This is a genomic window from Stenotrophomonas sp. 3(2025), from assembly GCF_052665395.1.
Genome location: NZ_JBQOIF010000001.1, coordinates 1 through 18873 on the forward strand (window position 1 = coordinate 1; position 18873 = coordinate 18873).

Consider the following 18873-nt stretch of genomic DNA (forward strand, 5'->3'; position numbering starts at 1 on the left):
CCCAATGCCTACGCCCGGCAGCTCAGGGCTGCCGCCTGAAACGGCTTCATGGCGTCCGTTTTCAGGGAGCCAGATCAGATCGCCCTCTAGATGAGGATGGGTGCGACCGATATCTTCAGGAAGGTTCATTCCACCAGACCCTCACTGGAGGGGATTGGTAGAGCGGGCTCTGCATAATCGACTTCTTCTTTGACCGCCTTGGGTACTACCGGCGGCAACCTGGCCAACTTACGGCGAGCTTTCTTTGAGCTGGTCGCGGCTTGATGCAGGATTTCCCTTTGACGCTCAAGTGCATCAAACAGTTCGCTCTCCGAAGCAGCTTTCCTGCCTTGCTCCTTCATATGAGCTCGGATGTCGCGAAGTTCCCAGAGCGAAAATGGGTTCCTGGAGCGATCCAGTCGCGCTGGCTATAGTGCACTCGATGTTCAATACCATCATTGATGAATGGTGAAAGGGCGGGATCCCAGTAGTGAAGCGAGTGCAGTTGAATTCCTGCCCGACCTATTCTTCTATTGGCGGCCGGCAGGAAGCCTAGTGTGAAGTCGCGAGGGTTGCCGATCATAGGGGGAAAGCGGGTGGAGCCTTGCTCGCCGGACCACGACTGATCCCACACCTGCAAGGGAGTCCTTCCGCCCAGCCCACTGTGCGGAGAGTTGTGATATACGCCCGCGATCTGGAGCGCGAGCCACTGCTCAAGTTCCGCGATGGTCAGTACCGCCTTCTTCTCCGATGGATAGTCACCTCGTTGCTTTGAGTTGGAGAAAGTTGTCCCAGGCAGGAGATGCACCACGCCCATCATCGTGCCGATGTAGCGTTCGATATAGGCGCCGTAGTGAGGCCTGCGGACTGGCCTGGGACGGACCTCAATTCCGTAGCGCTCGCATTGCGCGAGCAGCGCCTTTGTTTTGAATGTCTTCGCGTTGTCCCACGCGATTCGAGCCATCTTTCCGAAGATTGAATACTTGAGCTTGCCATCTAGCCCAATGGATTCAAGCCACCGCTCTTTCGGCAGGCAGCTGTGCTCAAGTGTCAGCGCAACTGAAGTCTGGTCGGGAGGATCAAAGCTCATGTAGTAGCCAACAACGCAACGAGTGAAGACGTCGATAGCGAGCGTAATCCACGGCCGCCCGATAACCTGCCGTGTCAGTGGACTAACCACCATCAAGTCGACGACTGCGTGATCAATTTGGACGACCTCAAGGGGCGATGACGTGTCCAAGCCTCGGATCGATGGAGCCTGCTTTGCACGAGCTTCATGGCTACCAAGGCGCTTCACAGCCAGTTGCATTGGATCTCGTGCTCGGACACGCGCCTTGACCGCCGCGTAGCTGGGGGCTGCTACACCCGCATTCCGCGACAGCTGTGCACACCTTCGAACGACAGCTGCAACTGAGCTTGCCTCACGGACCAGATAGATCTCGTCGATCGCGGCGGCGATCAAGCTCTCCACGAGGGGTGGCAGAAGCCTGGCCTTCGGTGATGGACCAGGCAGGCTCGGCAACTGAGATGCCGGTAGCGGGTTGCAGCAGTACAGCCGCCAGCGACGTCTGACAGTCTTCGCCGAAACATCGAATTTCCCGGCGATTTCATCGCACGTGCGCTTAGACAACCTAGCGCCGTGCGCCCTCAGCGCTGCTCCAAGCGCTTTTGCCCATTGCAAAGCTACTGCCTCCTGAGCAGCGTCCGTACTGGCGACGTGCCGAATCTTCTTTTCAGTGACCTCCTGGTTGTACGAGGAAAGATCGCCAACGCCTACCCATTGGTACTCTGAAGTCCCTTCTATTTGGATGTGAATTTTGTCAGGCGCTGTGCCACTCACGATGCGGCACAGTCTCGAGCTGCACATCACCAACTCACCCGATTTCACAACCAGGTCTCTAACAGGTCGCGCGGCTCTCATTGGAGATTTCATACTTGGGCCCTCAGGACCCGAGGCAAAAGATGCCCGCCCCACTATTGACACAAGTAGAGAGGCATGAAAGGCTAGCCCCAATCGGCGGAGTATCCGGTTGTCCAGAGAGGTCAGGGTTGCCGCCCTGGCCTTTCGTCGTTCTAGCCGAAGGCATCCATTTGCGTCAGGCCATAGCTGTTTTCTCCGCCGATCAAAGGTCTCCGCATAGCGCGGCCTGTCAGAATTAGCACGCAGAGAAACGCCGCGCAATCGCAACGCATTGATCTGAAAGGTATTTTATAGTCTATGGACTATAGGGCACAGCAGTCCGCAGTTAGGCTTGGACCACCTGATGGGGTCCGCTTAGGCTACTGACGCATACGATGTTTGCAGGATCGTGTCCCTGCACTGTGCTTTTTCTCTGAATCATGTCTCTAACAGTCGGGCTGAGCGTGTGCGACGAACGCTCCCTGCCATTTCGCAACTAAATCAAGCACCTAGTGTTGGGCGCGATCTAAAGAAACCCACAGTTCTGCTTGGCTATGGCTATGCCTCTGCTCTTGCGTGCCCGTTCGTTTTCCCGACAAGGACGAGCTCGCAGCATGATCAAGATTGATCCTCACGACCGCATAGATCTAACCGACCCTTGGGCCGGTTTCAGGTTTCAGGTTTCAGGCAGGCTACATGTTCACTCCCGAAGGCAGCTGGAACCCGGCGACTAATGGCCGAGGCCCGCGCCGAGGTGGCCACCCGATCGGTACCGCCCCGAAGGGCCTCTGCTACAACGAAACCCAGCGTCATCTACGTTGGCGAAGCGCTCAGAATCCGCAGAGAACGGCGGTTGGGCGCGGGCGTATTCGGTCCCGATGCCGAGCAGTCCAATGTGGTCTACATGAGCCGTGGGCCGAGGCCTCGCCAGCGCGTGTGAGGCGCTTACGCAGGGGCGTCGCCCCTACACCCCGAGTGGCGACAACAGGATCGCTGGACAAGGTGGTGTCTATCGTAAAGGGCGACGAGCGAAGGAGCGACGAAACTGAGATGCTGAGAAACGTTCTTGATCGATACGTCGAAGAAAGCGAGATGATCTCACTCATCGAGAGAGTCGAACGCGAGTGGGGCGAGAGCGTTTATACGAAAAAAGGCACGTCTTTGGAGAAGATCTGGTCGTGTCGAAGCAGCCCGGTCACGTAATCGGAAACGTCGCGAAGGCACTGAAGCATATTCGAAACTGTTCCTGCGAGGCGGCGGAGATCTCGGCCATGATGTCGGTCACGCGCTGCACCGACGCGACGATCTCGCCCATGGTGCTGCCGGCCTGGTGGACCAGGCTGGAACCCTCGGCGACCTTGCCGACCGATTCGTCGATCAGCTGTCATCAAACGCGGGCGCAGACCATGGCTGAAACTCGATCCTCGGCGTGTGACGTTCAATGTACTCCTCACGGGTGAGGGGCCGTGCCGCCGGCCCGCCCGCGCCCAGGGGCGCCAGGGCTCCAGCCGCCGGCAAAGCACCGGCCCCCTCCTCCACCTTATTGGGCGTGGGTGGGGGCAATGAAGGGCAATTGATGCGCTCGGCCCCGACGTGGCGCTGTCGCATCTGTCCTGCCCTTGGCCCCATCATCTGAGAGCACCAGCCAGCATCAACGATCAAGCCAGCGTTTTCTGAAGGCTTCGCGGCCCGCAAGGTTGCCGGCATAGGCGACATAGAGATAACCAATGCTCATCTGGGCAATCTCACCTGTATGGATTCCGCGGCGTGCTGCGTCTTGCAAGGATTGGCGTGAGCCTTGTCCGGAGCCGGAGTCAGCTCCGGCTCGGGCTCTTGGATTGAACCCTCCAGCAAAGCGACGTAGGTATCCAAGCGCACGCGCAAACCGATCAGCATCCAGCCAAGCAGATAGAGAAGCACCATCATCACGACAAGCACCGCACCTGCCCAGCCGATATCGAAGACGCCGCCCCAGTTTCCCTGCTTCCAACCCCGATACTGCAGGTAGAACGCAACGAGTAGTGGAAAGGGACCCAGGCGCTGCAAGCCGCCATAGATGAGGCCCATCCGGTCGATCATTCCGGTTCGCAGCGTAGTGACATATCTGAGGCGTTGTTCGCGTTCTTTACGGTGGAAGTTGCGAAGTTCGGCTATAACGGCTTGCCACTGCGAAAACTCGCTATCCATCTCCCGGGCATGCGACAACCTCGGCTGCAGGTACTGGCGAGCCTCCCTTCGCAATGTGAGCGCCCAGCCCAATGCGAAGCCACCGATCTCGATGGACAGACAGACCATAACCAGCAGTAGAGCCATGCCAGGCTGTATCCATCGTTCTGGTAAGAGACTTCCCAGCACGCCAATGACGGCGGACGCCACGCCCACTCGAAACGACCACTTCTCCACCCTTCCCGCCTTCGAGTAGATGCTGTGATCGACCAGCCCCTGCACGCGCTGATACAGCCAGTGGAACGTCAATTCCTGTCGATCGCTTTGTGCTGGCGGATCGAAATCGCGCCCCGTCTGCATGTCCATTGCATCCCCTGCCCGTCCGGCGCGTGTGCCGGTCTGGGCATCGTAGCCGAGGTGGGTGCGGGGCGGCACATTGTGTGAGGGGCCAGGGGCCAGGGGCCGGGCCTGCTCTGACAATCGTTGCGCTGGACTATTATCGTGACGCATCACGCGGAATTGCGTGCACACCTCCCCGGGATGCAGAGAAGCCCTTTGCGCCCCTCAGCGCTGGGCCGCAGATACCTGATGCAGCTCCGATACCACAACGGCCGCATTGCGGCAGGCACCAAGGCGAATCACGCGGCCCTCCTTGGAGGCGTCACTCCTGATGACGCCGGTTACCTCGACCATGCGCCCATCCAGATCGCTGACACGGCTCAGTAGCGACGCGTACAGGGAGAGCGAAATGCAGCGTGACGTTTGCCAACGCTCGTGGTCATCCTTAGTTGCCCATAGATTCCTGTCCTCGTGCCGCAACGAGACCCATCCCCTCAACGTGACGGTCTGCCCCTCAAATGCATGGGGGGCCGCAGCGACATCGAGGAACAGCGGATCAGCTTTCGTAGCTTGCCGCGACGGCGCCATTGAGGAAAAGGCCAGAAGGGCCAATGAGCAACAGAATGCGATCCGCCTGGGAAGGTGGCGCACACTCATGGCCGTGGGCGCTGGTGGTTCTGTGCTGGCGGATCGAATCCGCGGCCTATCTGCATGTGCATGCGACTCTCCATGAACCCCATATCTGGCTGCAAGAGGATGCAGATATGTCGCATTAGACACATATCGTCAAGCTGTTGCATCGACGAAAGAGCGTGGTGCGGCGACGTATGGAAAACGACGCTTGATCCTTGCGCAGCAAGCCTCTCGCAGCCTTCCCCGCCATACAACGATTCTGAAAACGTCGAAAACGGTGACGGCATTGCCCTTACTGTATTGGCAGCGCGCACAACCGGGCGTATTTCTTGCCATGCCACCGAAAACCGGTGGTCGGGCTTCGAAACCCCGGTTGTACGCTGATGTTTACGCTTGCCAGCCGGCACCACCGCGCGTGGTGCCGGCTGGCAATCCGTCTGCCGGCTATGGCGGGCGGTGCGTGGGGGCCTTGTGCCCGCCGGTTTAGCGTACGCCGGGTTTCGAACCACGCATCGTCCGCCACCTTTATCGGTGGCGGCTTCTGCCTGCACGCAAGGAGCCCAGCCATGACCACTCCCTACTCCCCTGCCCCACAGCCCATCCACGAGGCACCCTCGGCCGGGCCTGCCGTGGACCCCAACACCCTCATCGCGCTGCTGCACAGCATCGGCTCGGGCGTGGCCGCCAACGGCCAGCCCTGGCCAGAGCGGCATCAGCTGCGTGGCCGGCAGATGGCGCTGGCCGATGCCGACTGCTCGCTGACAGGCCTGCGCGTGGTGCTGGAAGTGCTGCTGGCCGCAGAACGCACCCGCCAGAATGGTGAGCCGGAGCAGTACGTCGGCGACCGGGTGATGGAAGGGCTGATCATGGCCGGCCTGGGGCTTGCAGCCCACGCCAGCGAACGGCTGCAGCCGGCAGACTGAAGGATCACTTCGGTGGGGCCTGAAATGAAGGTGCGCCATGGGGTGCTGTGGGTGCTCTTTCTGGTGCTGGTCGTTGCCGTACAGATGCACTTGCCAGAGCCCGTTGAGCCCGAAGTACTCGCGTACCGTGATGTACCCGATGAGACATTCTGGACGCTGCGCCGCCACGCGCTTCGATTCGCAGAGGCACGGGCGCGGGACGGTTTCGAGTTCCTGGAGGGGACGCCCGCTTCGGCGTCCTTCCAGATCCAGTGCAAGGGCGTGCCGGTGCTGCACGTGCAGAGGCAGCCGCCGCTTCTGCTGATCCGGGTTGCGCTGGTTACCGAGCAACGGGCGCCTGCGATCTTCCCCCTGCAGGCCACGCTGCAATGGTCACTGGTGCCGTTGACCTATCTGGAGCAGGTCCTGTCTGGCGTGCAGGAGCCTACGCTGCAGGATCGGCTGCTGCTGACGCTTGCTGGCGATGTGCCTGAGGATGAGCGGTGCGGCGTACGGCAGTAGAAGCCGCCCCGGCTTGGCGTCAGCCGGGGCGGCAGGGTGCGCTGGCTTTACCAGCGCACCTGCAGGCCGACGTTGCCGAACGCCCCGTCCCGGCTGACACCACTTCCATTGCCCAAGGAGCGCTCGCGGCCACCGGATACCTGCAGCTTGAAGCGGTCATTCAACCGGACGGTAACGCCAGCGCTCAACGACACGCGGTTTCCGCCTGCTTCCAGCGAAATCTGATCCTTGTCGGCGTATGTCACCGCCGAGCGCGCATCCGACGCGTGCCACACGTCCGCTGCGAGGTACGGCGCCCACTGCACGCCACCCGCGCCCTGGAACTGCCAGCTGCCGTTGATGCCCAGCCGCTCGCTCAGGCCCTGCGAACTGCCAAGCGATACGCGGCCTGCGGCGTCCTGCGCTGCATCGAAACGCACCTTCTGCCAGACCAGCTGGATCTCCGGCTGGAGCGTGAACTGCCCTTTGCCGGCCTGCATGACAAACGGATGGCCCGCCTCGAGCGACGCCAGGTAGCCTTCGCCGTGGGTATCGAGGCTGACCGGCCCCGCGCTGGCGGAACCGCCGTAGCGCGTCAGCTGGACGACGGCATCCAGATAGCCGCCGCTGCTGCCCGCGCCCGTCAGGGTGAGGCCGGCACTGGTGGCGTGCAGGTCAACGCTGCCGGTTGCGCCACGCACATAGCGGGTTCGCTCGTCGTTGGTGTAGACGCCCTCGACCTGCACATTGCTGCTTGCGTGCGACAGGTAGCCGCCCGCCCGCCAGTTCGTGCCTGCCGACGCGGCGGCCTGCCAGAAGTCACTTCCGACCTGCAGCGCATCCAGCCTGCCCCTCGCTTCGGGCGCAACGATGGAGTCGTACCCGTTGTGCAGGCTGCGGCCCGCCACCCGTACCCAGGCAGCGCGACGCGCGTCGCCAGCGGCGGCGGCTTCTGCCCTGTCACGCCGGTTGCCCATTGCCAGTGTTCCCAGCTCGTGCGCAAGCGGCTGGAGGGTGCCGTAGGTCGCCAGCTCGCGGCCGAAAATGGGCATGGCCACCGGAGGAACCGGGTCGGCAGGATGGGTCGGATCGACAGGATCGACCGGCGGCTGCACGACGAAGGCGTTGCGCAGATACCAGTTCTCGGTCGACTTGCCCTCCAGGTCGCCGCGGAAGAGCCCGTACCCGAAGGCACCATTTCGTGCATGGTTTCCGAGCTTGAATGCCTCGGCCGACGTAGTGCCCCCATTGATGGCGGCAACCACCAGGATGCCATCGCCGACAGTGTGGCCTTCCGCGCCGTTGGTGTTGTGAACGCGCACGGTGGTGCTGCCGCTGGCGACGCCGCCATCGATCACCAGCTGGCTGCTGGGTGATGCGTCCTCGCCCAGCCAGGTGTTCAGTTCCAACTGCCCCTGCTGGCCAACGTAGTTGCCGTGAATGGTCAGGTGGCCATAGTCATTTCCGCTGCCCGGACGAATGACACCGGCATTGACCACGTCACCATGAATCGTGCCGTTGCCGCTCAGGGTGGCAGTGCTGGCCACTTCGGTTGCCGAGCGGATGCTGCCATCGACCTGTAGTGCGCCGCCAAGTACACGGGTGGCGCCGGTGTATGCCTGGTCATCGGCGATGCGCAGGGTGCCCGTACCCATCTGCACCAGGCCGCCAGCGCCGCTCACGGCATTGCCCAGCACGAAGTCGTCGCTGCGATTGAATTCCAGCCGGCCTTGGTTGTTGATTGCACCCACCACGCTGCCGGTGGTGCCGCCGTTGCCCACGCGCAATGCACCGGCCGCGATGAGCGTGCCGCCGGTATAGGTGTGGTCGGCGTCCAGCACGGTGGTGCCCGAGCCGATCTGGCGCAGTGCACCGTCGCCGCCGACGCGCGCGGAGAGTACGAACGTATCGTTGCGGTCGACGTCCAGATGCGTGCCACTGGCCAGGCTGACATCGCCAGCCAGCGTGCCGCGCGAGCCGCCATCACCGACCTGCAGCGTGCCAGCCTCCACCCGGGTGCCGCCGCCATGGGCGACGTTGCCGGACAGCACAACGGTACCGCTGCCAGCCTGCAGCAGCTCGCCGCCGCCGGAGATGTTGGCGGACAGGGACATGCGGTCACCACGGTTGAAGGTCAGCCGGGCGTTGTTGACGATGTCGCCGGCCACGTTGCCGGTTGTGCCGCCATCGCCAAGCACCAGTTCACCCTGTTCAATCCGGGTCGTACCGGTATGGGTGCTGTCCGCGGTAAGGGTGAGGCTGCCGTCGCCGCGCTTGATCAGCTGGCCGCCTTCCCCATGCAGGGCGGTGGCCAGAGTAACAGCGTTGCCGTTGGTGTCCAGAACGGCGCCCGCGGTACCCAGCGCCTCCAGTCGCGCGGAGATGTCCTCGTGGCTGCCAGCAGCCCACTGCAGGCCGCCGCCATCAAGGACGATGCTGCCAGTGCCCAGGTTGCTGCCGGACTGGAATCGAATCAGGCCTTGATTGACGCGCGTGGACCCGCTGTAGGTGTTGGCGCCGGTCAAGGCCAGCACGCCCTCGCCTGTCTTGGTCAGGGTGCCTGCATTGCCTCGGACCTGACCACTGACGGTCATCAGGGCATCGCCGCCATCGACGCGGAACGCATGCTGGCCGCTTGCGGCCAGCACCACCGGAACGTTGACCAACATGTCCTGCCCTGCGGCATGGTTGCCCAGCACGCCATCATTGAAGGTGATCGCACGGGTACCGGCGCCAGCGCCGGCCAGGATGCTGCCGGCGCGCAGCGCACCACCCTCGAGGGTGATGTTCGCGGACACGGTGCCTGTCGTGCCGGTGCGGTTGCCCATGGTGATGCTGTTGGCCAGCACGCTGCCGCCCTCGCCAATATTCAGGCGCCCGTTCGAGCCGCCCGTGCCTGAGGTGCCGCTTCGTGCGCCAAGCATGATGGTATTGGCCTCGAGCACGCCCCGGCCCAGGCTCAGGGTGCCATTTGCAGAGCCATTGCCGTACAACGCGCCCGCAATGTTCAGGGCGTCCACCTTTGCATCAATCGTGCCGCGACGCAGGTCGACATTGCCGGTGGCGTCGTTGTAATTGCTGCTGTTTCCCGTGCCAATGTTCCAGCTGCCCACGGCGCTGCTGCCGTCCGAGCCGCGCAGGGTGAGGGTTCCCTCCGTGACCGAGTCCTGGAACGTCAGGGTGCCGGAACTCTGGTTGCCTCCAAGGATGATCCTGTCCGCGTTGATCGTATTGTTCCGGCCCAGGCGTACAGTGCCCTGATTGGTGGCATTTGCGCTGACGCTACGACCCACATCGCCGATGCCGAAGTATGAAGCACGGATAAGGTTGCTACCCGAGGCCAGCGTGACGGCTCCGGTAGTAGCGCCGGTCTGATTCCCGGCGCCGCCAATAGCGCGCCCACCCACACTGTAGACGCCCTGGGCATTGTCGAAGACGTAGTTTGAAAGGCCACTGAGGTCCAGATTCTGGGTGCCGCGGTTCACAGTGCCACCGATACGGAACGAGTTTGCCTGCTGGATCAGCGTGCCGCCCTCGCCCCTGACAATACCTGTCGCGCCGTCGGCAACAAGGATGTTGTCCACAATTCGCGTTTCATCGCTGATGTCAACCGGGGCCGCGGGAAACTGCAGCGTCTCCGCAGCGGCTGCGCCGCTCCACGCCAGCGCGATAGCAGTAGCCAGCTGCAGCGGGCGCAGTGAAGCGTGTCGACCGGCCTTGACGCGCGTGCGAAGGGTGGCAACTTCTGAGGCGACGAGCCATCGACCGGCGGCCTTGTCCCAGGCGATTGCATGAATAGTGTTCATGAGGCTCTCCTCGAAGTGAGATGGATGCTGGAGGGCTTCCTGAAGCGTTCGAAGGAGCGGAAAGGGAGCACCCAGCTGACACTTGAGAGGTTAGAGAGGGCTGCTTGGGAGCCGAATCGGACTCGTCCCAAAAACGTTGGGAAAGGGTGTAGGCAGGCAGGCTTGTTCAGCGTGCCGGGAGCCTACGCTGCAGGATCGGCTGCTGACGCTTGCTGGCGATGTGCTTGAGGATGGGCGGTGTGGCGTGCGGTAGTAGGACTACGGCCCCGGCGACGGCCTCACCTCACCTACCCTGCCGCAGCTCCCGCGCAAGGAACAGCGCCGTCCTGCTGCCCTTGGCGCGCGCCACCTGCTGCGGCGTTCCCTTCGCCACGATGGTGCCGCCCGCAGCGCCTGCGCCAGGCCCGACGTCAATCACCCAGTCCGCCTGCACGACCGCGCGCATGTCATGTTCAATCATCACCACCGTATTGCCCGCGTCCACCAGCCGCTGCAGTTGCACAAGCAGCCTGTCCGCGTCCGATGCATGCAGGCCGGTGGTGGGTTCGTCCAGTACGTACAGCGTGCGCCCGCGCTGGCTGCGCTGCAGCTCGGTGGCCAGCTTGATGCGCTGTGCTTCGCCGCCTGAAAGCTCCGTGGCCGGCTGGCCCAGCCGCAGGTACCCCAGCCCAATTTCCTGCAGCAGCTGCAACGGGCGGGCAATGGCCTCTTCCCCGATGAAGAACGCGTGCGCCTGGTCCACCGTCATCTGCAGGACTTCGGCGATGTTGCGCTCATTCCACAACACCTTCAGCGTCGCCTCGTTGTAGCGGGCGCCATGGCAGGTGGGGCACGGCGCATAGACGCTGGGCATGAACAGCAGTTCGACGCTGACGAAACCTTCGCCTTCGCAGGTCTCGCATCGGCCCTTGGCCACATTGAACGAGAAACGGCCCGCGTCGAAACGCCGACGGCGCGCGGCGGGCGTGGCGGCGAACAGCTTGCGCACGTGGTCGAACAGCCCGGTATAGGTGGCCAGGTTGGAGCGTGGCGTGCGGCCGATGGGCTTCTGGTCCACCTGCACTACCCGCTGGATGGCACCCACATCGCCAGCCAACCGGCCCCGGGTCGCTTCGATCACGGTCGGTGCATCGGTGGGCGCACTCTCGGCGCTGTTGTCCTCGGGCTCATGCCCCAAGTGCAGCAGCACCAGCTCGGGCAGTGCCTGTGCCATCAGGCTGGATTTGCCCGATCCTGAAATGCCGGTCACTGCGGTCAGCAACCCCAGCGGCACCTGCGCGTCCACACCCTGCAGGTTATGGCGGTGGATGCCCTTCAATTCCAACCAGCTGCTGGCGCTGCGCTGCCGGCTGGCGGCCGCGGGCACCTGGTCGAACAGATACCGGGCGGTGCGCGATTCCTGGACCTTGAGCAGGCCGTCGGGCTCGCCACTGTAGAGAACGCGCCCGCCGTGCTCACCCGCCTCCGGGCCAACATCCACCAGCCACTGTGCGCGGCGCATCAGCTCCAGGTCGTGCTCGACAACGAACACCGAGTTTCCGCCGTCGCGCAACCGGTCCAGCGCGTCGTACAGCGCCTGGCTGTCGGCGGGGTGCAGGCCGGCCGAGGGTTCATCAAGCACGTACAGCACGCCAAACAGCAGCGAGCTGAGCTGCGTGGCCAGCCGCAGGCGCTGCAGTTCGCCGGCCGACAATGTTGGCGTGGCGCGATCCAGCGAGAGATATCCCAGGCCCAGGCCTCGCAGCTGGTGTACGCGCGCCATGACGCCGCCTGCCAGCCGCTGTGCGGCCAAGCGCTTCTCTTCCGACAGGGCCGAGGTCAGCCGAACGTCGGGGGCCCCAGCATGGACAGGGCGGCCGCTTGCAGCCCGCTGCGTGCGATCGCGTTTGGTGGTGCTGCCGCTGGTACGTGCGCCGCGGCTGTGCGCGCTGAAATCGCCCTGCGCGACGGGCTCCAGCAGGTCCGCCAACTGGTCCAGCGGCAACCGCATGAACTCGCCGATATCCACACCGGCGAAGGTGACCGAAAGCGCTTCGGGCTTCAGGCGCTTGCCGTGGCAGGCGGGGCACAACCTGCCTTCCATGTAGCGTGAAACGCGCTTGCGCATCAGCGCGCTCTGGGTGTTGGCAAAGGTGTGCAGCACGTAGCGGCGCGCACCGGTATAGGTGCCCATGTAGCTGGGTTCCAGCTTGCGCTTCAGTGCGGCACGGGTCTCTGCGGGCGTGAAGCCGGCATAGACCGGCACGGTTGGCGTTTCCTCGGTGAACAGGATCCAGTCGCGGTCCTTCTTCGGCAGCTTCTTCCACGGCACGTCGATGTCGTAGCCCAGCGTGACCAGGATGTCGCGCAGGTTCTGGCCATGCCACGCCGGCGGCCACGAGGCGATGGCGCGTTCACGGATGCTCAGCGATGGGTCCGGCACCATCAGCGCTTCGGTCACCTCGTACACATGTCCCAGGCCGTGGCAGGTGCTGCAGGCGCCCTGCGGCGTATTGGGCGAGAAGTCCTCGGCGTACAGCATGGGTTGGTTGGCCGGGTAGGCCCCGGCGCGCGAGTACATCATGCGCACCAGGCTGGACAGCGTGGCCACGCTGCCCACCGAGGAACGTGCATTGCTGGCGCCGCGCTGCTGCTGCAACGCCACCGCCGGCGGTAGCCCGTCGATGGCATCCACATCAGGTATGCCCGCCTGGTCGATCAGGCGCCGCGCGTATGGCGCTACGGACTCGAAGTAGCGCCGCTGCGCCTCGGCGAAGACGGTACCGAAGGCCAACGACGACTTGCCCGACCCCGACACCCCGGAGAACACCACCAGTGCATTGCGCGGAATGGAGACATCGACATTCTTGAGGTTGTGCTCGCGCGCGCCGCGCACCTCCACGCAACCGCTGGCTGCGGCCGCGCATGAGGATTCACCGAAAGGGTTGTTGGACATCGTTGCGTTCCTGCAGGCAGTGAGCGGTGCGCCCTGGAGCGCGCCCGAGGACGCATTTTCGCTGCTGCGAGGTGAATGTGGTGAGGGCGCGGCCGAAGCGCGTGTACCGCCCCTCATCCTGGGCTGGACTCAGCCCGCAGGCTGCATCCCACCGGGCGTTGCCCGCCGCGACGCCGCCAGATAGCGGCAGTATTTGCCGATGAAGATGCCGGTGAATCCGCCAGACAGCAGGAGATAGGCGGCGCTGAAGCCTGCGTTGCTGCTCAGGCCGGGCGCCACGGCCAGCGCCGTTTCAAAACCGTACTTGATGACGAACGTGACCAGCAGCAGTGGCAGCAGGCTGTAGTCGGCACTGCGCCACAGCGTGCCCGTGGCGGCGTCCACGGTCAGCGTTGCCCGGCGCAGCAGCAGCCAGCCCACCGCTGCGCCGGCGCAGATGCCGGCCAGCCATTCGCCCCACGCCACCGGCGAGCCGCCATAGCGGTGGCTGATCGACCAGATGCCCCAGACGCTGAACAGCGCCGGCACGATGGCCAGCTTCCGCAGCGAGGTCTGCCCCGGCCGCATGGCCGCGATGCCACGCGAGACCAGGAACGCCAGAAGTACCCAGACCCAGATGGGGGTCTGCCAGAGAAGTTGCTGCAGCAGGTTCACGGGAGGTCCTTTCGGTGAGTGCCGGCCAGGCAGGCGGCGGTGGCGCTCACTATTGGCGGTACGCATTGCCCGGACAAGTGACAGGTGTCAGCGATACAGCCTGCACGCTCGCCTCGGCGCGGCAGCATCGGCGATGCAGGAATGCCTACTTGCCGGTCATCTTCAATGCGGCCTCCGGCAGACGTGCGCCACTGATGCTGATCTGCGCCAGTTCGCTATCGATCTTCGCCAGGTCGTCCTTGTCCAGCACCAGATCCACCGCGCCCAGATTCTCATCCAGCCGATGGCGCTTGGTCGTGCCCGGAATCGGCGAGATCCACGGTCGCTGCGCCAGCAGCCAAGCCAAAGCGACCTGGGCCGGCGTGGCGCCCTTCCCCGCAGCCATCGCCTTCACCACGTCCACCAGCGCCATGTTGGCCCGGCGTGATTCGGCGGAGAAGCGCGGCACCGCATTGCGGAAATCCGTTGCATCGAACTGCGTGTGCTCGTCGATCTTTCCCGTCAGGAAGCCGGCACCCAGCGGACTGAAGGGTACGAAGCCAATGCCCAGTTCCTCAAGCAGCGGAAGCAGCTCCGCTTCGGGCTCACGCCAGAACAGTGAGTACTCGCTCTGCACAGCCGTCAGCGGCTGCACTGCATGCGCCCTGCGGATTGTCTGCGCCCCCGCTTCGGACAGGCCGAAATGCGCGACCTTGCCCTCTGCAATGAGCGCCTTCACGGTATCTGCAACCGCTTCGATGGGCACCGCCGGGTCAACACGGTGCTGGTACAGCAGGTCGATGCGCTCGGTGCGCAGCCGCGTCAGGCTGGCTTCGACAGCTGCCCGGATGTGTGCAGGCTGGCTGTTGGTGCCTGCGCCGCGGGCACCGGTGACCGGGTCGATGTCGAAGCCGAACTTGGTGGCGATCACCACCTGGTCGCGAACGGGTGCCAGTGCCTCGCCCACCAGTTCTTCGTTGGCAAAGGGGCCGTAGGCTTCGGCGGTGTCGAAATGGGTGATGCCGCGTTCCACCGCTGTGCGGATCAGCGCGATCATCTCCTGCTTGTCCGCGGCCGGGCCATATGCCGAGCTCATGCCCATGCAGCCCAGGCCGAGGGCGGAAACTTCAAGGCCTTGTCCAAGGGTACGGAACTTCATGGTTGAATCCTCATCGGGCAGTGTGCGGAGTGGCCAACCAGGCGTTGACGCTCTCCATGGTTCTGCGCTCCTGGTCGGCCTGCATCACGAATGCCTCCAGGATGCGTGCGTTGGGCGCATGGCGGGCGAGCACGCGCAGGCTGCTGCCCACGCCGTAGCCGCCATGGGTGATGAACGGCACGATGGTCTTGCCACTCATGTCGTGCTGCGACAACAGCGATCGAATGATCGGCGGCGCGGTCTCGCCCCAGATTGGAAAGCCCAGGTACACGGTGTCATAGCGATCAATGTCGACAATGCGGGTGCGCAGTGCAGGCTCGACCCCGTCGTCGCGCTCCTGTCGCGCCTTGGCTACCGTTTCAAGATAGTCCGCCGGGTAGTCGATGGCTGGCTCTACCTGGAACAGGTCGCTGGGCATGCTGCGATGAATGAGCCCGGCAACCACCCGCGTGTTGCCCGAACGTGAGAAGCAGGCAACCACTGTCCGTGCGCCTGATCGACCAGCGGCCGTGCCTTCCTGCGGCACGGCGGCCGGACATCCCAGCGGCAGTGAAGCCAGGGCAGCGACGACGGCCCGGCGACCAGGGTTGGGGGTTGGAATCGTCATGGCGCCAATCTACGCCCCCAAAACACATTCTTGCAGAGGCATAATCGGATATCGCTTATATCCGGTGCGCATCAATGAGCGTCGAGAATTACGATCAGCTGGCCATGTTCGCGCTGGTGGCGCGGGAACGCAGTTTTACCCGGGCTGCTGCCCAGCTGGGCATGTCCCAACCCGCCCTCAGCCGATCGATGCGCCAGCTGGAAGAACGCCTGGGCGTGCGCCTGCTTGCGCGGACCACCCGCAGCGTTTCGCCGACCGAGGCCGGAGACCAGTTGCTGCGGGTGATTGCACCGCGCTTCGAGGAGATCGATAGCGAGCTTGCCCAGCTCAACGCGTACCGCGACAAACCCGCCGGTCGCCTCCGCATCACTGCAGGTGAGCACGCTGCGCTCACCGTGATGCAGCCGGTACTGGGCAAGCTGCTGCCGGCCAATCCCGACCTGAACATCGAGGTGATTGTCGACTACGGGCTGACCGACATCGTGGCCGAGGGCTTCGACGCCGGTATCCGCATGGGTGAGCAGGTGGCCAAGGACATGATCGCCGTGCGTGTTGGGCCCGACCTGCGCATGGCCGTGGTCGGGTCGCCCGCCTATTTCCAGCGCCATCCGAAGCCGAAATCACCGCACGACCTGACCCGGCACAACTGCATCACCATCCGCCTGCCAACCCACGGTGGCATTTTCGCCTGGGAATTCGAGAAGAAAGGCCAGGAGCTGAAAGTGCGCGTGGAAGGCCAGTTGGTGTTCAACAACATCGCCCTGCGCCTGGGCGCTGCGCTGGAAGGCCTGGGGCTGGCGTACATGCCCGAGGATCTGGTGCGCCCCCATGTGCAGGCAGGCACCCTGGTCCACGTGCTGCAGGACTGGTGCCCCTCCTTCCCCGGCTACCACCTGTATTACCCCAGCCGCAGGCAGTCATCGCCTGCGTTCACCCTGCTGCGTGATGCGTTGCGCTACCGGGATTGAACGGCGGCACGGTCATGGCGAAGGTGCCGGGGTCTGTTCCAGTGCCTGCACTGCGCGGCCAGATGCGGCCGCGTATCCGCTATGTGCGAGCAACTGGGCCAGGTGCTGCAACTGTGCGCGGCTGAGGCCCACGCGCTGGCTGGCCGCCATGTGCGAGCGCAACTGCGCCTCCACGCCAGGCATGGCCGCCAGCGCGCCAACCGTTGCAAGTTCACGGCTCTGCCAGTCCAGGTTGTCGCGCTCGAAGATGTCGCCGAACAGGTGTGTCTGCAGGAACTGGTTGATGATGGGTGCGAAGTCCATGACCGGGCCAGCCACCGGGGCACCGGAGATCCACGTCTGGTTTGCGGTCCCCACGGCGCGCAGCGCATCGCCTACCGGGGCCTTCCCGCTGGGCGGCTTCCCGGCTGCGGTGGCGATACCCTGCTCCTCGCGTTTGCGCAGCACGTTCATCAGTTCGCCCAGGGCGTTGAGACTCTTTGGGAACCCCGCGTAGGCATACAGTTGCACGAGTACTTCCTTTGCCTCGCTCACGGTCAGGCCGGCATCCAGCCCCCGGCCCAACGCAGCGCTGAGCTGGGACATGTCACCGCTGGCCGCAGCGGCCGCAATCAGCGGGATCGCCTGTTGCCTGGGCGAAAGCGGACCGGCAACGGGCGCCTCGAAGCCCGCTGACGCTTCGCGGTACTGGTCTTCACTCACCTGCTCCAGCCAGGCCACCGATTTTCCATCGGCCATACCGGTTACCGCGAGGTGAGTCATCGCGCTGTGCGGCGCGGCGCCGTGCCAATGCTTGACCCCGGCCGGACACACCACCACATCCCCGGGGTGTATCTGCTGCACCGGCTTGCCCCATTCCTGGGTCAGCCCAACGCCGGAGGTAACCACCAATCGCTGCCCGGCGGGGTGGGTGTGCCAGGCCGAACGCGCGCCCGGCTCGAAGCTGACGTATGCGGATGAAACCTGCACGTCCTTGTCCGCTGGGAACAGCGGATCCACGCGCACGTTGCCAACGAAGGTCTCTGCTGGACCGGCGACGGACGACTGTGTTCCCGACCGTACGATCTGCTGCGTGGGCATTTCGCCGGCGCCGGCGAACGGTGCCGCCACGCTCAATGCAGCGCCCAGCAGCGCCGTCTGCGCGGGTGATTTACGAGGCGTGGTCATGGTGCAAGCGTCCGGGTGTAGAACGTGGTGAGCGAGGCGACGGCAGCATCCACGTACTTCGGCACCCAGTAGGTCTCGATGTGCGTGGCCCCCTCCAGCAGCACCAGCTGCTTGTCGGTGGTACCGGTTGCCTTGGCGAAGGCATCCTGGGTCATGTACAGGCTGTCGGCCTTGCTGCCGGCAATCATCAGCAGCGGTTGGTCGATCAGTTCGATCTGGCTGGTGGCGTCCCAGCGCATCAGGTCCAGCAGGCTGCTGGTCGTGTAGCGGAAGGTGGAATTGGGATGGGCATGTGTCTTCCAGTAGTACTCATAGCCCTGCCGATACAGATCGAAGGGGAGCTTGGCGATCTGCTCGTCGCTGAGGTTGGCGTCGCCGGAGTACAGCACTTCGCCGCCGGCGGCTTGCTGTGCGCGGGCTTGCGAGGCCTGCTGCAGGCGCTGCTGGACGGTGTCCAGCTGCGAGTCGGCATAACCGTTGCGGCGCACTCGGCCAGAGTTGAACATGCTGATCGTGGCGACGGCCTTGAAGCGCTTGTCGGTCTGCGCGGCCGCCAGCGAGTAGCCGCCGCCGCCACAGATGCCCAGCAAGCCCAGGCGCGAGGTGTCGACCCACGGGAATCGACTGATGAAGTCCGCCATGCCGTGGATGTCCTCGATGCGGTGGGCAGGCATGTCCACGCTGCGCGGCTGGCCGCCGCTTGCCCCCTGATAGGCCGCATCGGCGGTAATGGCGATGTAGCCCTGCTCGGCCAGCCGTTGCGCGTACAGGCCGGCCACCTGTTCTTTGACCCCGCCATTGGGGTGGGCAACCACGATGGTCGGGTACTTCCGCGAGGCATCAAAATTGGCGGGGGTGTAGAAGTTTGCCGCGATCTCGATTCCATTCAGCGGATAGGACACCGAGTGGATGTTGACCTCACTGGGCACGTTGCGCGTGATTGCACCTTCGTAGGCCAGCTGGAAGGGGTTGAGCGCGTAGTCGGCAGCGGACGCGTTGCCTGCTGCCAAGCCAAGAGACATCGCCAACAGCGTGGCGCGCACGATGTGCTTCATTCAGGTGCTCCGGGTTTGTACGTTCCCCCTGCCGGCGCGTGTTGCGGGCCGACATTGGCGGGGTTCATGGGTAAACCTAACGCCCGTGCACTCATGGAAACAGGGCATGAGCCGGATATCACT

At 64.0% G+C, this 18873-nt stretch carries 14 protein-coding genes and 2 pseudogenes; 3 read left to right on the forward strand and 13 right to left on the reverse strand.

All coding sequences use genetic code 11. The annotated features are described in order from the left end of the window. Positions 1-125 precede the first annotated feature (125 nt). From ACUXVE_RS00005 to ACUXVE_RS00025, 5 genes and pseudogenes are all read right to left on the reverse strand, one after another. Positions 126-341 carry a hypothetical protein gene (locus ACUXVE_RS00005; RefSeq protein WP_445513501.1) on the reverse strand — a complete coding sequence of 72 codons (216 nt, stop codon included), beginning with the start codon at positions 339-341 and terminating at the stop codon, positions 126-128. Then, positions 338-1819: a Mu transposase C-terminal domain-containing protein gene (locus ACUXVE_RS00010; RefSeq protein WP_445513502.1), complete on the reverse strand. Its 1482-nt coding sequence runs from the start codon at positions 1817-1819 to the stop codon at positions 338-340. Before ACUXVE_RS00010 ends, ACUXVE_RS00005 begins: the two co-directional genes overlap by 4 nt. Positions 1820-3119: 1300 nt before the next feature. Then, positions 3120-3260: pseudogene (locus ACUXVE_RS00015) on the reverse strand (methyl-accepting chemotaxis protein); the annotation flags it as partial. 350 nt (positions 3261-3610) lie between these two features. Continuing rightward, positions 3611-4411: a hypothetical protein gene (locus ACUXVE_RS00020; RefSeq protein ID WP_445513503.1), complete on the reverse strand. Its 801-nt coding sequence runs from the start codon at positions 4409-4411 to the stop codon at positions 3611-3613. A gap of 198 nt (positions 4412-4609) precedes the next feature. Then, positions 4610-5041: a hypothetical protein gene (locus tag ACUXVE_RS00025; RefSeq protein ID WP_445513504.1), complete on the reverse strand. Its 432-nt coding sequence runs from the start codon at positions 5039-5041 to the stop codon at positions 4610-4612. Positions 5042-5583: 542 nt separating this feature from the next. On the opposite strand from ACUXVE_RS00025, the gene ACUXVE_RS00030 reads away from it, so the two are divergent. Further along, the gene (locus tag ACUXVE_RS00030) at positions 5584-5940 is read left to right on the forward strand and encodes a hypothetical protein (protein WP_080148792.1); all 357 of its coding nucleotides are present in this window, start codon (positions 5584-5586) and stop codon (positions 5938-5940) included. Between the two features lie 24 nt (positions 5941-5964). Further along, positions 5965-6441 carry a hypothetical protein gene (locus ACUXVE_RS00035; protein ID WP_445513505.1) on the forward strand — a complete coding sequence of 159 codons (477 nt, stop codon included), beginning with the start codon at positions 5965-5967 and terminating at the stop codon, positions 6439-6441. 47 nt (positions 6442-6488) lie between these two features. Here ACUXVE_RS00035 and ACUXVE_RS00040 read toward each other — a convergent pair whose 3' ends face one another. From ACUXVE_RS00040 to ACUXVE_RS00060, 5 genes are all read right to left on the reverse strand, one after another. Next, positions 6489-10226, reverse strand: coding sequence for an autotransporter outer membrane beta-barrel domain-containing protein (locus ACUXVE_RS00040; RefSeq protein WP_445513506.1), 3738 nt, complete (start codon positions 10224-10226; stop codon positions 6489-6491). 283 nt (positions 10227-10509) lie between these two features. Beyond that, on the reverse strand, positions 10510-13161 hold the full coding sequence (locus tag ACUXVE_RS00045) for an excinuclease ABC subunit A (protein WP_445513507.1): 2652 nt from the start codon (positions 13159-13161) through the stop codon (positions 10510-10512). Between the two features lie 129 nt (positions 13162-13290). Then, positions 13291-13815: a DUF6622 family protein gene (locus ACUXVE_RS00050; protein ID WP_445513508.1), complete on the reverse strand. Its 525-nt coding sequence runs from the start codon at positions 13813-13815 to the stop codon at positions 13291-13293. Between the two features lie 145 nt (positions 13816-13960). After that, complete coding sequence (locus ACUXVE_RS00055; RefSeq protein WP_445513509.1) at positions 13961-14953, reverse strand: aldo/keto reductase; 993 nt, start codon at positions 14951-14953, stop codon at positions 13961-13963. A 10-nt stretch (positions 14954-14963) separates the two neighbouring features. Beyond that, on the reverse strand, positions 14964-15560 hold the full coding sequence (locus tag ACUXVE_RS00060) for a flavodoxin (RefSeq protein ID WP_445513510.1): 597 nt from the start codon (positions 15558-15560) through the stop codon (positions 14964-14966). Positions 15561-15634: 74 nt separating this feature from the next. On the opposite strand from ACUXVE_RS00060, the gene ACUXVE_RS00065 reads away from it, so the two are divergent. After that, complete coding sequence (locus ACUXVE_RS00065; protein ID WP_445513511.1) at positions 15635-16528, forward strand: LysR family transcriptional regulator; 894 nt, start codon at positions 15635-15637, stop codon at positions 16526-16528. Between the two features lie 12 nt (positions 16529-16540). On the opposite strand, the gene ACUXVE_RS00070 is transcribed toward ACUXVE_RS00065, so the two are convergent. The 3 genes and pseudogenes from ACUXVE_RS00070 to ACUXVE_RS00080 form a co-directional block, all read right to left on the reverse strand. Further along, positions 16541-17230 carry a carboxymuconolactone decarboxylase family protein gene (locus ACUXVE_RS00070; protein WP_445513675.1) on the reverse strand — a complete coding sequence of 230 codons (690 nt, stop codon included), beginning with the start codon at positions 17228-17230 and terminating at the stop codon, positions 16541-16543. Beyond that, a pseudogene (locus tag ACUXVE_RS00075) lies at positions 17207-17695 on the reverse strand ((R)-mandelonitrile lyase); the annotation flags it as partial. The gene ACUXVE_RS00070 and the pseudogene ACUXVE_RS00075, both read right to left, overlap by 24 nt. Then, entirely contained in the window at positions 17692-18750 is a 1059-nt protein-coding gene (locus tag ACUXVE_RS00080; RefSeq protein ID WP_445513512.1) for an alpha/beta hydrolase, read from the reverse strand. The pseudogene ACUXVE_RS00075 and the gene ACUXVE_RS00080, both read right to left, overlap by 4 nt. Positions 18751-18873: the final 123 nt, after the last annotated feature.

Excerpts from the sequence above, each read along its gene's own strand:
- ACUXVE_RS00020 (WP_445513503.1), bottom strand. The coding sequence starts at position 4,411 with ATGGACATGCAGACGGGGCGCGATTTCGATCCGCCAGCACAAAGCGAT.
- ACUXVE_RS00060 (WP_445513510.1), bottom strand. The coding sequence starts at position 15,560 with ATGACGATTCCAACCCCCAACCCTGGTCGCCGGGCCGTCGTCGCTGCC.
- ACUXVE_RS00040 (WP_445513506.1), bottom strand. The coding sequence starts at position 10,226 with ATGAACACTATTCATGCAATCGCCTGGGACAAGGCCGCCGGTCGATGG.
- ACUXVE_RS00030 (WP_080148792.1), top strand. The coding sequence starts at position 5,584 with ATGACCACTCCCTACTCCCCTGCCCCACAGCCCATCCACGAGGCACCC.
- ACUXVE_RS00080 (WP_445513512.1), bottom strand. The coding sequence starts at position 18,750 with ATGAAGCACATCGTGCGCGCCACGCTGTTGGCGATGTCTCTTGGCTTG.
- ACUXVE_RS00025 (WP_445513504.1), bottom strand. The coding sequence starts at position 5,041 with ATGAGTGTGCGCCACCTTCCCAGGCGGATCGCATTCTGTTGCTCATTG.
- ACUXVE_RS00055 (WP_445513509.1), bottom strand. The coding sequence starts at position 14,953 with ATGAAGTTCCGTACCCTTGGACAAGGCCTTGAAGTTTCCGCCCTCGGC.
- ACUXVE_RS00045 (WP_445513507.1), bottom strand. The coding sequence starts at position 13,161 with ATGTCCAACAACCCTTTCGGTGAATCCTCATGCGCGGCCGCAGCCAGC.
- ACUXVE_RS00035 (WP_445513505.1), top strand. The coding sequence starts at position 5,965 with ATGAAGGTGCGCCATGGGGTGCTGTGGGTGCTCTTTCTGGTGCTGGTC.
- ACUXVE_RS00065 (WP_445513511.1), top strand. The coding sequence starts at position 15,635 with ATGAGCGTCGAGAATTACGATCAGCTGGCCATGTTCGCGCTGGTGGCG.
- ACUXVE_RS00005 (WP_445513501.1), bottom strand. The coding sequence starts at position 341 with ATGAAGGAGCAAGGCAGGAAAGCTGCTTCGGAGAGCGAACTGTTTGAT.